This is a genomic window from Pseudoalteromonas sp. SK18 (assembly GCF_001974855.1).
Taxonomy (GTDB): Bacteria; Pseudomonadota; Gammaproteobacteria; order Enterobacterales; family Alteromonadaceae; genus Pseudoalteromonas.
The window spans coordinates 11,087-25,870 of record NZ_MTQB01000026.1 but is presented as its reverse complement, the minus strand read 5'-3'; the positions used below and the strand labels follow the sequence as shown (position 1 = coordinate 25,870).

The following is a 14,784-nucleotide window of genomic DNA, read 5'->3' as shown; positions in this document are numbered from 1 at the left end:
GCGTAAGTGATTGTTGAGGAATATAATTTGATTGAAATAATGAGAGTCAGAAAGCTGCTTTCTCAGCAACAAAGTATATTATCTAAAATAGCCTTGGGTGCACCACTTGATGAGGTGCTTGAAAATATTTGCTTATCTATTGAGGAGCTGATTGAAGACGCTTCTGCAAAGTGCTCTATATTAACGCTCAAAGGTGAGCAGCTATTTCATAGTGCAGCCCCTAATATTGCAAAGGGTTACTGTGACGCCATTAATGGCGTACATATAGGCCCCAGCGTTGGCTCATGCGGTACTGCAGCGTATGAAAAAAAGCGAATTATTGCCTCAGATATTGCAACATCACCCTTATGGGAAAATTATAAAGCGTTGGCATTGAATTTTGATTTAAGGTCGTGCTGGTCAACCCCTATTATTTCAACCCAATCAGATATATTAGGCACCTTTGCAATTTATCATGACAGTGCCAAGTCACCAACACCACAAGACTTAGAATTAATAGACTTTTTTGTTGATTTCACCAGTATTGCTTTAGAAAAGCACACCGAATCACTGAAATCAGAAGCATTGCTTGCAGAGTTACAGCAAAGTAATGAAAAGTTTAAAGCCTTTACAAAAGTACTTCCCGATCTAACTCTTATTTTGAGTGAAGAGGGCGAGTATACCAACGTCTACGGCACTGCTAATGAAAGCTTATATTTAAGCCAAGAGTACGTTATTAACCAAAATGTTAGAGACATTATGCCGCCCGAGGATGCCAGCCCTATTATGGCGGTAATTGACAAGACTCTACAGACCAATGAAGTCCAAGTGTTTGAGTATCAGCTAAATATAAAAGGTAAGCTGCTTACATTTGAAGGGCGAACAGCCCCGCTTGAAAGTTATCAACCCAATAATCCTTTGCAGCGACATGTAGTATGGATGGCCAGAGATATCTCTACTCGTAAAGCTGTAGAAGAAGAAGTACAACGGTTAGCATTTTTTGACCCGCTTACAAACCTCCCAAATAGAAGGTTGCTGAATGATAGACTAAGCATGTATGTGGAGCGAATTAAGCAGTCTGACCATACCGGTGCACTCTTATTCTTAGATTTAGATAACTTTAAACGTATAAACGACTCATTAGGGCACAATGCCGGTGATGAAATACTGGTTGAGCTTTCACAGCGACTAACTGGTGTTTTAGGCCCAACAGATACCCTTGCCCGCGTTGGCGGTGATGAATTTATTATACTCATTGAGAATGTAGGAGATAGCCATAAGCAAGCGAGTCTTGAGTCAGAATTAATGGCTAAAGTGGTACAAAGCGTTTTTTACGACAAGTTTGAGGTAGGGGGGATTTAGCGTTTCAGGTAAGCTGCAGTATAGGTATATGTTTAATTAATAACGCCAATGCCATTAGCGAAAATATTTTAAAATTTGCAGATACCGCTATGTATCGCTCTAAAATGAAGGGCGGTAATAGTAGTAGTTTTTACGATCCTGCATTGCAAACCTTACTGGAAAATCAAACTGAGCTTGAAACAGATATAGTAAGAGCGATTGCATGTGATGAATTTTGTGCTTACTTTCAGCCTCAATTATCAATTGACGGCAATATTATTGGTGCAGAAGCACTTATAAGATGGAACCACCCAACCAAAGGGCTAATTTCTCCTAATGCGTTTATTCCGATTGCTGAGCAATTTGGCTTAATTCAAAAGTTACAAAACATTGTATTGCGCGATATTTGTATTTTACTGGAAACGCTTCGTGCTCATAAAGTACTGAAAAACCAATTTAATGTGTCTATTAACATTAGCCAATGTCAGTTTAATTCTTCTACTTTAAAAGGAGAGTTGTTCAAAGCGATTGAGACATATGATGTATCACCCTCACAAATTAAATTAGAGATCACTGAGTCAATGTTAGCGGGTGATTTAATGAGTACCGTAAAGCAAATGGAAGAACTAAAATCGCAGGGGTTTGTGTTTTCGATTGATGACTTTGGTACTGGTTATTCGTGTTTAAAGCATTTAAGCGTGTTTCCGATAGATGAACTAAAAATAGATAAAAGCTTTATCGATAAAGTGCTAGATAACGCATCAGGGCAAAGCATTGTGCAGTCTATTATTGGTTTAGGTCATAGTTTAGATATTAATATTGTAGCCGAAGGGGTCGAGAGTGCTGAGCAACTACATGTATTAAAGTCGATGGGTGTAAATGCAGTGCAAGGTTATTTATTTGCGAGGCCATTAACACACAGTAACTATTTAACATGGCATAAACAGCATCAATAATCTCGTGTTACTCACTTACTGAGGCGGCAAATTTAGTTATCCTAATCGATAAGTCGCTTTGTTTACGCTCTCATTAGGCAGTAACGTTTAGTCACTTACTGCGCTTTAGCTAAAGTAGAAATGTATATTTTTTGTTTATTTGCTACTTAGATGTAATTTATTGTTTATTATTGTGTAGCTATTGCACAAATCATTGCTGCGGCATTGGTTTAGCGTTTTTAACGCGTTAAACTAGTTAGCAATTGGCAATAAGTCTACTTGTTGTGACATTATCTAAACGTGAACACGACAAGTACTTGAAACTCGCTTTTGAGTTGCTTTGTCGTTTGTTGAAACTAGGGTTTAGAGTGGTGTCATGGTATGTCGCTATGTCGGTAACTTTAAAGAACCATTAGGAGCGATAAATGAATACCACGAAAGCAGCTTTAAAGTCGGGTGAAACACATTCTTCCCGGGTAAAGTTTCTGGAAGGGGTTGATATACCCGTTTTTTTAATCAGTGGCGGTATATTAGTTTTATTTGCCGCGCTGGCACTGTACGACATAAAACTGATGTCGGATTGGATAAACTCTGCCTTTGCCTTCTCCACCAAAATATTTGGCGCCTTTTGGCAAGTCTTGCTGTTATTAACCTTTGTAATTGGTATATTTTTGGCCGTAGGCCGCACCGGCTCAGTGGTGCTGGGTGGTTTAAAAACCCCTGAAATATCTACCTTCAAATGGATAAGTATTATTATGTGTACTTTGCTTGCTGGTGGCGGTGTATTCTGGGCCGCAGCAGAGCCAATGGCACACTTTATTTCTCCGCCCCCATTATTTGGCGGTGAAACTGGCACTAATGATGCCGCCTATAACGCCCTTGCACAAAGCTTTATGCACTGGGGGTTTTTAGCCTGGGCTATTTTAGGCAGTTTGACCGGCATTGTTTATATGCATCTTCATTACGAAAAAGGCTTACCACTTAAACCACGTACTTTGCTCTACCCCGTGTTTGGCGATCGTGCCATGAAAGGGGCGCTTGGTACTATTGTTGATGCATGTTGTGTACTCGCTGTGGTTGCTGGCACTGTAGGTCCAATTGGTTTTTTAGGCTTACAGGTGAGTTTTGGCCTAGATAAATTGTTTGGTATTCCTGACACCTACACCACACAAGTAGTTATTTTATTTAGTTTAATTGGCATTTACACACTTTCAGCGGTAAGTGGCGTTACTAAAGGTATTCAGCTGTTAAGTCGTTTTAATGTTGTTTTGGCTGTAGTGCTGATGTTGTTTATATTACTGATGGGGCCCACTGCGTTTATTATTGATAGTTACATTCAATCGTTTGGCTTGTACTTAGATAACTTTATACCTATGGCTACGTTTCGTGCCGATAAACCATGGTTAGACTGGTGGACCGTATTCTTTTGGGGCTGGTTTTTAGGTTATGGCCCTTTAATGGCGATGTTTGTTGCGCGTATATCGCGTGGCCGAACTATCCGTGAAATGATTTTACTCATCTCTGTGGTTGCGCCAGTGATCACCTGCTTTTGGTTTACCATTGTGGGTGGCTCAGGCATATTTTTTGAGTTAAATAACCCCGGTGTTATATCAGAACCTTTCGCAGGGCTTAATTTACCAGCGGCATTGTTAGCCATCACTGAGCAGTTACCCATGGGGTTTGTTGTGTCTGTATTATTCTTAGTACTGACCACTATTTTTGTGGCAACAACCGGTGATTCAATGACGTACTCGGTATCTATGGTGATGACCGGTACCGATCATCCGCAAACATCAATTCGTGTGTTTTGGGGGATCATGATGGGGGTGATGGCGGCGTTGCTTATTTCTATAGGCGAGGGCGGGATTTCAGCCTTGCAGTCGTTTATTGTGGTCACTGCGGTGCCAGTTTCGTTTGTGTTACTACCTTCGTTGTGGACAGCACCACAAATAGTTAAGAAAATGGCAGACGAACAAGGGCTTTAATAATTGATAAAGAGCGCTAATAAGCGCTCTTTTTCTGGGTACATCATATTCTCACCTTGTTATTGAGCTATTTATTATCCTAGCAATAAACTAACCCACTAAAAATAACTTAGCCTAAGTAGGTTGTTCATTCCTATCGATACGGTATAGTTTAAATATATTTAAGCATAACCTTGAGATAAACCATGCAGTTAGTCGACTTAGACCCTTGTGATCAGGATGTGATCAACGTATTTGCTGACATAGATCGACTTATTAGCTCATTATATCCTGTAGCAACTTCACAAGCGCTTACAGTTAATGAGCTTGGCCTACCGGGCGTTTACGCTGTAGGGTTAAAAAATCAAGACGGAATAGTTGCCTGTGGCGCGATAGTAAAGCAATTTGATGGTAGCTGGTATGGCGAAATTAGACGGCTTTACGTAAAACCTAGCTATCGCGGAAAAGGCTTATCGCGGCGTATTATGCAAATTTTATTGCACTATGCAGGCGAAGAAGAAATCCCAATCATAAAACTAGAAACAGGACCAAAGCAAATACAATCAATCCATCTTTACGAGAATTTAGGGTTTGTACAATGTGCCCCTTTTGGTGAATACACAGAAAACCCGAACAGCCTATTTATGGAGCTTGCGCTCAGCTAATAATACGCTATTTACTGTTTTTCTTTATCAATTTTAATCCTCACTCGTTACGAGTAGAAATACTTGTTGGACATGAATCACTATTTTTCTTTTAATGCGCGCAACTAGCCGGTTTGGCATTCATAAATAAAAGAGAAAGATAAATGAAAGAGACAACATCACTAGAACAAGCTCGTACGAGCTACAACGTTCGTCATTGGAGCCAAGGTTTTTTTGGTATTAATGATCAAGGTGATGTGTATGTTGCGCCCAAGGCTGATGCCCCACAGCAAACCATTGCATTAACAGACATTGCTAAGCAGCTTGAAGAAAAAGGCTTAAGCTTGCCGGCGTTAGTTCGCTTTCCACAAATTTTACACCATCGCGTGCATAGCTTATGTGGTGCATTTAATACTGCTATAGAAAGTTATGGTTATCCAAAAGATTATTTATTAGTTTACCCGATTAAAGTTAACCAACAACGCGAAGTAGTTGAAGAAATTGTTGCCAGCCAAGCACAAGTAGAAAAAAAACAGCTGGGTTTAGAAGCAGGCAGCAAGCCAGAGTTATTAACCGTATTAGCGCTGGCTGAAAAAACCAGTGCGGTCATTGTGTGTAATGGCTACAAAGATAAAGAATATGTGCGTTTAGCGTTGATTGGCGAAAAGCTGGGCCATAAAGTGTATATCGTACTTGAGAAACTGTCTGAGCTGGATATGGTACTTAGCCAAGCTAAAGAATTAAATGTAAAACCACGCATTGGTATTCGTGTGCGTTTAGCATCGCAAGGCAAAGGTAAATGGCAGGCCAGTGGCGGTGAAAAATCTAAGTTTGGGTTATCTGCTTCACAAGTGCTGTATGTAGTAAACCGCTTAAAAGCAACAGAACAGCTTGATTTAGTTCAGCTTGTGCATTTTCACTTAGGGTCGCAAATGGCTAACATTCGTGATGTACGTTTAGGTGTAAGTGAAGCCGCACGTTTTTATTGTGAACTACGCAAGTTGGGCGCGCACATAGAGTGCCTTGATGTAGGCGGCGGTTTAGCGGTTGATTATGACGGCACGCGCAGTCAATCTCACAACTCAATGAACTATAGCTTGGCTGAATACGCAAATAATATTGTGTACACCATAGGCGATATTTGTAAGCAATATGAACAGCCTTTTCCTACTATTATTTCAGAGTCGGGAAGAGCATTAACGGCGCACCACGCAGTACTGATTTCTAATGTAATTGGCACCGAAACGTATACACCGGAAGAAATAGAAGCGCCAGCTGATGATGCGCCGCAGTTACTTAAAAATATGTGGATTTCATGGCAACAATTGCATGTGCTTACTGATGACCGTGCGTTAATTGAGATTTTTCACGACAGCCAAGGTGATTTAGCTGAAGCGCATAGTCAGTTTGCGATGGGATTATTAGATTTAACCCAACGTGCATGGGCCGAGCAAATTAATTTGCGTGTGTGTTATGAACTAAACAAATTAATGGATAACAAAAACCGTTTTCATCGACCGATTATAGATGAACTTAATGCGCGTTTAGCGGACAAGTTTTTTGTAAATTTCTCATTGTTTCAGTCATTGCCTGACGCGTGGGGAATTGATCAAGTGTTTCCAGTATTGCCATTAAGTGGTTTAACGCAAGCACCGCAAAAGCGTGCGGTGTTATTGGATATTACTTGTGACTCTGATGGCGCTTTAGAACACTATGTTGATGGTCAAGGTATTGAAAGTACGTTGCCAGTACCTGAGTTCACAGCAGATAAACCATATTTGATGGGGTTTTTCTTAGTAGGTGCCTACCAAGAGATTTTAGGCGATATGCATAATTTATTTGGTGATACGCACAGTGCTATTATCAATATGGATGAACAAGGTGTTGCTAGTATTACAGAAATTAATCATGGTGATACTGTGGCTGATATGATGCGTTATGTACATTTAGATGTTGAAGGTTTTCAGCAGTCATATGCGCAGCTAGTGAGCGCAAAAATTGCACCAGATGAACAGCAAAGCGTTTTAGACGAGTTGCAAAGCGGCCTTGATGGCTACACTTATTTAGAAGAGTTATAAGCAATGTCTAGCTTGTTTGGTTGTGTTGACCACTCATTGTACTCAAATGGGATGACGTTCTTACGTCGTCCTATGGTACAAAACATTAACTCGATTGAAGCCGATGTAGTGGTACTGGGTTTACCGTTTGATTTGGCTACTTCAGGACGCCCTGGTGCCCGCTTAGGGCCTGATGCTATTCGCAGAGCGTCAGTGCATTTAGCGTGGGAAGATACCAAATACCCGTGGACATTTCCGTTGTTTGAGCGCTTAACCGTGGCGGATGCTGGCGATTTTACCTATCCGGTAGGCGACCCTGAATATTTTACCGCGCAACTAGAAATGGCGGCAGAGCAAATACTTCGCCAAGGTAAAACATTATTAGGCTTGGGCGGCGATCATTTCGTAACCTTACCGCTATTGCGCGCACATGCAAAAATTCATGGCAAAATGGCTTTAGTGCATTTCGATGCGCATACTGATACTTACAGTAACGGTTCGCGTTTTGATCACGGCACCATGTTTTATCATGCGCCAATGGAAGGGTTAATTGATGTTAATCACAGTATTCAGCTAGGCATTCGTACCGACTTTGATCAAAGCAAGCATGAGTTTGCAGTGATTGATGCCATGCAAGCCAATGATCTGCATGCGAATGATATTGCAGCTCAGATTATTGAGCGAGTGGGTGACTTACCGGTTTACTTAACCTTTGATATAGATTGTTTAGACCCCGCCTTTGCACCAGGTACGGGCACACCAGTGTGTGGTGGTTTAACCTCTGATAAAGTGCTTAAAATCTTACGCGCACTTAAAGGCATTAATATGGTGGGAATGGATGTGGTTGAAGTATCCCCGTCGTACGACCAAAGTGAGCTTACCGCCATTGCCGCTGCAACGATTGCCAGTGAATTACTGCATTTGTGGGCACTTAAGCATAAATATTAATATGTGTTAATGTAGATTAAAAAGCGCCGATTTGGCGCTTTTTTTGTATGCAAATAAAAGACGATTAAAACTGCATATTGTGCTTTTTAGCATAAATAAAAAACACCGGAATTTCGATTATGACGTAAGTTAAAAAAGTAAACCAAAACCAATTAACTTCAAATATTAACCAGCTAAATTGCACGCCTGAGTTGTAATAAAGGGTAGATGCAATTAATAGCGTAATGCCTGTTGCAAATAAATCTTGCACCGATACTTTTTTAAAGCTGCTGCCTGCAAAGCGCGGATAAATAAATCCGTAGCCAAGCGTTATCATAATGATAACTAATAACAATAAATTCAGTTCAGGGGTCATTGTGGTTTATATTGCCTCGCATATTCTATTCGCTCTTGGGAACTTGGGTGCGTTGATAAATACTTTAACCAAGTTTCATCATAGGTCCCTTCTCGCGCTTTTAAATTCTTTTCCAGTGCTTCAATTGCATCAGCAAAGTCGTGGTTAGAATAGCCTAATTTTAAAAGGTTTTTAATCGCATATATATCGGCTTCTTGTTCCATATCTCGCGAAAACGCTTGTTGTAAAAAAGATGAACCAGAGCCAAGCACGACTTCTAATATACCTTCTAAGTCACCAAAGATAACTGCAAATACAACGGTGCTAGCTGCAGCTTGTGCTGCAAGGCGAATGCTGTGATGGTGCTGAACATGACCAATTTCATGAAGTAAAACAGCACGCAGGGCATCAGGATCATTTTTTAATAGTTCAACAAGTTCGTCAGTTACAACAACCCGACCATTTGGAAGAGCAAACGCATTAGCTGAAAAATAGTCTGACTGATAAAAAGAGAGTCTAAATTTTGCACTGTCTAAATTGAGCGAGTTAAGCATTAAGCGCCATTGCTGCTGAATTTCTATTTGCTTTTTAGCAGCAAGTTGAGATGGCTCTAATACGACTTTTTCTATCACATTGAGCGTGTGCTCCCCCATCGTTTCAATTGTCGAGGTAGGTGCTAAGTTAACGCTATAAACGGCTACTGATGGTATTAAGCGGGATAAAATTAACCAAAGCAATAGGGGAATTAGCAGCACAGATGCAACAATAAGCATTTTATTTTTTTCGAGTCGTTCACTCAGTCCATGCTTTTTAAGCGCGAATGGCCATCTAAATTCCACATCTTGAGGAATAAATCGCCCACCGTTAGCAAAATTCAACTCAGACGCCATGCCAGATAACGGACTATCAAGCTGGCAATCGTCTATTGTTGATGAAAGTAACGTCGTATTCTCAGAGTCAACAAGTGTTATTTGCTCATGGGAAAGGTGTGCATAGCTTTTGATATGTTGGCTGCTATTAGGGTAATAATAACAGCCAAAAATAGGATAATTACTCATTAGGTAAGTGAAATATCAATATCAAATACATTGGCAGCTTCTTCAGCAAATGATGATTGCTCATTTTGTGCAACATCAATTAACGAAAGTGCGCCGCTATAAATAGAGACTTCTGTAACTGATGCTAACAGCTTTGCTCTACGTACTTTAGCCCAAGGGTAGGCAAGCCCTAAGGTAAACATAATTGCCAGTACATTGGTAAATAGTAAAATAGCGTAGTCAATGGCTTTTAAATTCGACTCAAAGGTAGCAACCTCTGTAAATTCGCTGTTATTAAAAATATGATTTCGAATAATCGAATGATAAACAGCGCCTACCAGTGTTAAAAATGCAATATATAACGCAGCAATTAATAGCGGCACTACAATTGTTGAAAGGCTAACGTTTTGTGTGTTTAAGTTATCGATAGTTAAGGCACTTGCGCCAGCAAAGATGCCAAAAATAACTAAGCCACCAATTGCGACTCCTAGGGTAATAAGTGCAGCAATATAATAGCGTTCGCCCTGAAGATTTACCGTAAGTGGTTTATTTCCATAGCTGATGTTTTCATGCATATATTGATCAATTCGTTTTAATGCATACGGTAGTAATAGGTATAATGTGAAAACACTTGCTATAGGCAATAAAACAAAGTTAATAAATGCATCGCCGTAATTACCTGAAAAAGCAAAGCGTACATTACGATGGCGGGTCATACGCATATTAAAACGCATGCCTTGGTTAATGATCCATGGCAATAAAAATAAAAAGCCAATAGCAAACACAAGACCTATCGTCGGTGCTAGGCTGCTAAGTAGGGTGTAAATTAAAAATGCGATGACCGCTAAAATGCGTCCTTTTAAAATTTGTATTGGGGTCGCTAGATAGTCAAAGCTATGGCCGTCGATACGCGTATGACCGTAAAAATAACGGCAGGTGCGTACTTTTGCCCAGGCAGAATAAATTCCGAGAGTAATAATACTTAGTAGTATATTAACAATCCATATACCAAAAAATTCGCCGCCTTTGCCGCTAAATTGTACTTTACCGCTAAAAATAGCGGAGGGTGTTTGATTTGACTCAGGTGAAGTTGGGTTTACTGATTCCATTTATAAAGATATCCATGTTGTTTTTTTGTGAATTTACCTTTTTTAGAAAATAAAAACAATCTTTATAATTAGCTAGCTGATTGTAAGTAGGCTACTTTTATTGCTTTTACTGTTTATAGGGCTGCACTTTAAGTCACCTCTGGTATACTGTGCAAATAATTTAATGGGGCTGTCATGATTTCAAAAAACCAACTTAAACTTATTCGCCAGCTTGGCCAAAAAAAGTATCGCAAGCAATTTAATCAATACTTAGTACAAGGCGAAAAAAACGTACTGGAGTTATTAAATAGCCCATTAAAAGTAACCGATGTATTTGCAACGCAAAGTTTTATTGATAATAACCAAAGCGCATACCCTCAAACGCATTTTATTACAGCGGATGAAGAGCAGCTAACAAAGGTAAGTACTTTGGTAAGTAATAATGCGGCTATTGCAATTGTTGATATGCCAACTACCACATTACCGGATGAAAACAGCTTAATATTAGCCTTAGATGGTGTGTCTGATCCGGGTAATTTAGGTACCATCATTCGGGTGGCTGATTGGTACGGCATAAAACACATTGTTGCCAGCACTGACAGTGCCGATCCGTATAACCCAAAAACAATTAGCGCCACAATGGGCTCGTTTGTACGTGTATCGGTAAGCCAAGTTGATTTACCCAGTTATTTAACATCTCTAAATGTACCAATTTATGGTGCATTTTTAGAGGGCGAGAATGTTCATCACTGTCAGTTTGCTGGGAAAGGCGTATTATTAATGGGCAGCGAGTCACATGGCATACGCCAGCAGTGTGCCGCGCTTGTTAGTAATAAAATTACTATTCCTGCCTTTGGCGGTGCTGAATCGCTGAACGTGGCAATGGCAACGGGCATTATTTTAGATAACTTTAAACGCCAAGCTTAACCTTTTGCCTAAAAATAGGTTAAATTGTATCAACTAACAAAAATAATAAAAATCGGTAAAACAACCAGATGCGCTTAAGCACTATAAAATTAGCGGGCTTTAAATCTTTTGTAGAGCCCACTAAAATTCCATTTCCAGATCAAATGACGTGTGTTGTCGGCCCTAATGGCTGTGGCAAATCAAATGTCATTGATGCGGTGCGATGGGTGCTTGGTGAAAGTTCAGCTAAAAATTTACGTGGCGATGCCATGACTGATGTCATTTTTAATGGCTCTACTAACCGCAAGCCCATTTCGCAAGCCTCCGTTGAACTAATATTTGATAATACCCAAGGTAAGTTACCTAATACTTTTGCTGATCGTAACCAAGTGGCTATTAAGCGTTTGGTGACTCGCGATGGTCAGTCATTGTACTTTTTAAATGGCAGTAAATGCCGAAAACGTGATATTACCGACATATTTTTAGGCACGGGTCTTGGGCCGCGAAGCTACGCTATTATTGAACAAGGGATGATCTCACGTTTAATAGAGAGCAAACCGCAAGAGCTACGTGTTTTCTTAGAAGAAGCCGCTGGGGTCTCTAAATACAAAGAGCGCCGCCGTGAAACACAAACACGCATAAAAAGCACCCGAGAAAACCTCGAACGGCTGCTAGATGTTCGCCAAGAGTTACAAAATCAACTCGATAAACTGGCAGTTCAGTCGGTTGATGCTAAAAAATACCGTGAATTTAAAACCCAAGAACGCACCTTAAAGGGGCAAATAGCGGTATTAAAATGGCAAAAGCTGCATCAGCAACAGCTTGATAAAAGTGCGCAAATCAAAAAGCTGGATGAACAAATCAGCTTCTTTAAAAAGGCGCATTCAGGCCATGATGATGTTCTGGCAAGCCTTGATGCTCAAGTACAAGCTCAGCAAGATAAACTCGATGATGCACAGCAACAGCAGCACCTTACGCATACCGAATTGACTCGCAGTGAACAGCAGCAGATTAGCATTAAGCAACAAACGCTTTCACTGAAACAAAATTTAGCCAAGTTAGAGCAACAAAAAAACCAAAGTGAAGAAGTCAAAACGCAGCAACAAAGTCTTTGCCAAGAGTTAGATGACAACTTGCAACAGGCTGTAGAGCATAACTTAATGTGTAGCGAGCAGGTTATAGAACTTACCGATGAGGTTAATCGGCTGCTGGAGATTAAAAATGCCGACACGTCACAGTGGCAATCACTAACAGAAGACTATCAAAAATTTAATAATCAGCAGCTAGCGCATGCAAATGCAATAAAACATACAGAACAGAAAATCAGTTATGTTAAGCAACAACTAACGCAGCTTGATGAGCAAATAGATGAGTTAAAACGCAGTGAGATAGAGCAGCAATTAATTCAGCAACAGCAGCACAGACAAACGCTGACAGAGCAATTAGCGAGCGCGCAAACTGCTCATAGTAGAGGTCAAAGTGCTCAGGCAATACAGCAGCAACAGCTTGATGAAGCTCAGCAGCAATGGCAGCATTTATCTCAGCAAGTTAATGAACTAAAAGCCGGTATAGCAGGGCTAAAAACTACCCTTGGACTTGAAAAAAACAGCGATAAAACTTTAACTTTATTCAAGCAGTTAACTGTTCAGCCTGGTTATGAGTTTTTAGTAGAGCAGGCGCTGTCATCACTTGAGCATATTCATGTTTCACCAGGTAAAGCAGAAAATAGCACGTGGCAAATGCCTTCGCAGTCTGTAGCTAGGCATAGTATTGCTGCGTTTATTAGCGCCGGTATCTACCCCGAGTTATTAAACCACATTGCCTATGATGCCGAGGGTGAAACACATCATCTTAACGATGCCAGTTTTATTGCAGTGATAGACAAGCAAGGTGCGTTACATGGTCGAAATTGGCATGTGAGTGGCGATAAAAATGCAGAAAATTCTTTATTATTAATGCATAAAAAGCTTAAGCAGCAAGGTACCTTACTTGAGCAACAACAACAGGCATTGACGGATGCACACTCCACACTTGAAGAACATCAAGCGCAAGCTGTATTAATAACCGAGCAGCAAAACGAGCGCAAAGACACTATTCATCAATTAGCACAACAACTTGCTGTAGCAACAACGCGTGGTGATATGCTCAAAGCGCAAGCTGATCAACATCAGCAACAGGTGACGAAATTACAACAACAACGTCAGCCACTGCTAGAACAACAGCAGCAGTTAAGCGAATTGTTGGGCGAAGAGCTTGATAAAAATGAACAGCTTGCAGAGCAGTTAGAGGCCTTAGCTGTAGAGCTTAACCAAGCCGATAGCACACGAATAAATAGTGATGAAGGTTACAAACAAGCTTTAAATAATGCTGAACAGTATAAAACGCAAGCACATCAGGCAAACCTTAATGAGCAAAAAGTGCGTAGTGAGTGGCAGCTCAGTCAAACCAAGTTGAACCATGCCGAACAAGCATTAACAATGGCTGTAGAAGGAACGCAAGAGCTAATAGAGCAAATTGAGGCGTTACTTATTCCTGAGCAAGAGCTTGCACTAAGTATTGAACAATTATTAGTTCAGCACCAACAAGGCGAACAAACCCTTGTGGATATTCAGCAGCAGTTAGCTCAAGCAAAACAAGAATTACAAAACAAACAAGCGAGTTTAAAAACGTCACAAGCTGAGCTGGTGGCACTACAAGAGCAACACCAAAAACTGAGTATTGAAGAGCAAAGCTTACTAATAAAAGCGCAAGCGGTACTAGAGCCACTTAGTGAGCTTAATCAAAATTTAAAACAGGTATTAGCAGAGCTTCCTGCAGAGTTGTCATTAAATGCAGCGCAAAATCAACTTGCTGGAGTAAGTAATCAGCTAGAGCAATTAGGAGCCGTTAACCTTGCAGCCATTGATGAATTTGAACAAGCTAAGCAAAGAAGTGATTATTTAAATAATCAGCTGGATGATTTAACCCAAGCATTAACAGCTTTAGAAGGCGCTATTCATAAAATAGATCGTGAAACAAAAACGCGCTTTAAATCCACGTTTGATCAGGTAAACCACGATTTTGGCCAGCTTTTTCCAAAAGTATTTGGCGGCGGCAGTGCTTACTTAGAATTAACCAGTGACGATTTACTCGAAAGTGGTGTTAGTATAATGGCAAGGCCGCCAGGCAAAAAAAATTCGACAATTCATTTGTTAAGTGGTGGAGAAAAAGCGCTGAGCGCATTATCATTGGTGTTTTCTATATTCAGGCTCAATCCAGCTCCATTCTGTATGCTGGACGAGGTAGATGCCCCATTAGATGATGCTAATGTGGTTCGTTTTTGCCGATTGGTTGAAGAAATGTCACAATCTGTGCAGTTTATTTATATAAGCCATAATAAAATTGCAATGGAAATGGCGGGTAGATTAACGGGTGTAACCATGGCAGAGCCAGGCGTGTCGCGCATGGTTGCTGTAGATATTGAACAAGCGGTGCAACTTGCACATGCATAATTTTATAGTCATTTGCTAGTTGTTTTGGGTAAAATGATGGCAGTTAGGCATATTAATAAT

9 protein-coding genes and 1 pseudogene are annotated in these 14,784 nt (G+C 40.4%); 7 read left to right on the top strand and 3 right to left on the bottom strand.

The window, feature by feature from the left end:
• Window positions 1-27: 27 nt before the first annotated feature.
• The 5 genes and pseudogenes from BW139_RS18665 (at window position 28) to speB (ending at window position 7,868) form a co-directional block, all read left to right on the top strand.
• Window positions 28-2,276 (top strand): annotated as a pseudogene (locus BW139_RS18665) (putative bifunctional diguanylate cyclase/phosphodiesterase).
• Between the two features lie 404 nt (window positions 2,277-2,680).
• Window positions 2,681-4,240 carry a BCCT family transporter gene (locus BW139_RS15650; RefSeq protein ID WP_076920283.1) on the top strand — a complete coding sequence of 520 codons (1,560 nt, stop codon included), beginning with the start codon at window positions 2,681-2,683 and terminating at the stop codon, window positions 4,238-4,240.
• Between the two features lie 185 nt (window positions 4,241-4,425).
• Window positions 4,426-4,884, top strand: coding sequence for a GNAT family N-acetyltransferase (locus BW139_RS15645; protein ID WP_008467955.1), 459 nt, complete (start codon window positions 4,426-4,428; stop codon window positions 4,882-4,884).
• Between the two features lie 143 nt (window positions 4,885-5,027).
• Window positions 5,028-6,941 (top strand): biosynthetic arginine decarboxylase, encoded by a 1,914-nt coding sequence (speA, locus tag BW139_RS15640; protein WP_076920282.1) that lies wholly within the window; start codon window positions 5,028-5,030, stop codon window positions 6,939-6,941.
• A 3-nt stretch (window positions 6,942-6,944) separates the two neighbouring features.
• Window positions 6,945-7,868 carry an agmatinase gene (speB, locus tag BW139_RS15635; RefSeq protein ID WP_008115201.1) on the top strand — a complete coding sequence of 308 codons (924 nt, stop codon included), beginning with the start codon at window positions 6,945-6,947 and terminating at the stop codon, window positions 7,866-7,868.
• Window positions 7,869-7,932: 64 nt separating this feature from the next.
• On the opposite strand, the gene BW139_RS15630 is transcribed toward speB, so the two are convergent.
• The 3 genes from BW139_RS15630 to BW139_RS15620 are packed head-to-tail and all read right to left on the bottom strand — an operon-like array spanning window position 7,933 to window position 10,348.
• On the bottom strand, window positions 7,933-8,223 hold the full coding sequence (locus BW139_RS15630; RefSeq protein ID WP_008115202.1) for a hypothetical protein: 291 nt from the start codon (window positions 8,221-8,223) through the stop codon (window positions 7,933-7,935).
• Window positions 8,220-9,260, bottom strand: coding sequence for a M48 family metallopeptidase (locus BW139_RS15625; RefSeq protein WP_076920281.1), 1,041 nt, complete (start codon window positions 9,258-9,260; stop codon window positions 8,220-8,222). The genes BW139_RS15630 and BW139_RS15625 overlap by 4 nt, the downstream gene beginning before the upstream one ends.
• Window positions 9,260-10,348, bottom strand: a complete 1,089-nt coding sequence (locus BW139_RS15620) for a YjgN family protein (RefSeq protein ID WP_076920280.1) — start codon at window positions 10,346-10,348, stop codon at window positions 9,260-9,262. The genes BW139_RS15625 and BW139_RS15620 overlap by 1 nt, the downstream gene beginning before the upstream one ends.
• Before the next feature lie 174 nt (window positions 10,349-10,522).
• On the opposite strand from BW139_RS15620, the gene BW139_RS15615 reads away from it, so the two are divergent.
• Both BW139_RS15615 and BW139_RS15610 read left to right on the top strand, forming a co-directional pair.
• On the top strand, window positions 10,523-11,254 hold the full coding sequence (locus BW139_RS15615; protein WP_076920279.1) for an RNA methyltransferase: 732 nt from the start codon (window positions 10,523-10,525) through the stop codon (window positions 11,252-11,254).
• 68 nt (window positions 11,255-11,322) lie between these two features.
• Complete coding sequence (locus BW139_RS15610) at window positions 11,323-14,724, top strand: chromosome segregation SMC family protein (RefSeq protein ID WP_076920278.1); 3,402 nt, start codon at window positions 11,323-11,325, stop codon at window positions 14,722-14,724.
• Window positions 14,725-14,784 lie beyond the last annotated feature (60 nt).

Bases quoted from the DNA above. Each gene is read 5' to 3' on its own strand.
- BW139_RS15610 (WP_076920278.1), top strand. From the start codon at position 11,323: ATGCGCTTAAGCACTATAAAATTAGCGGGCTTTAAATCTTTTGTAGAG.
- speA (WP_076920282.1), top strand. From the start codon at position 5,028: ATGAAAGAGACAACATCACTAGAACAAGCTCGTACGAGCTACAACGTT.
- BW139_RS15625 (WP_076920281.1), bottom strand. From the start codon at position 9,260: ATGAGTAATTATCCTATTTTTGGCTGTTATTATTACCCTAATAGCAGC.
- BW139_RS15650 (WP_076920283.1), top strand. From the start codon at position 2,681: ATGAATACCACGAAAGCAGCTTTAAAGTCGGGTGAAACACATTCTTCC.
- BW139_RS15620 (WP_076920280.1), bottom strand. From the start codon at position 10,348: ATGGAATCAGTAAACCCAACTTCACCTGAGTCAAATCAAACACCCTCC.
- BW139_RS15615 (WP_076920279.1), top strand. From the start codon at position 10,523: ATGATTTCAAAAAACCAACTTAAACTTATTCGCCAGCTTGGCCAAAAA.
- speB (WP_008115201.1), top strand. From the start codon at position 6,945: ATGTCTAGCTTGTTTGGTTGTGTTGACCACTCATTGTACTCAAATGGG.
- BW139_RS15630 (WP_008115202.1), bottom strand. From the start codon at position 8,223: ATGACCCCTGAACTGAATTTATTGTTATTAGTTATCATTATGATAACG.
- BW139_RS15645 (WP_008467955.1), top strand. From the start codon at position 4,426: ATGCAGTTAGTCGACTTAGACCCTTGTGATCAGGATGTGATCAACGTA.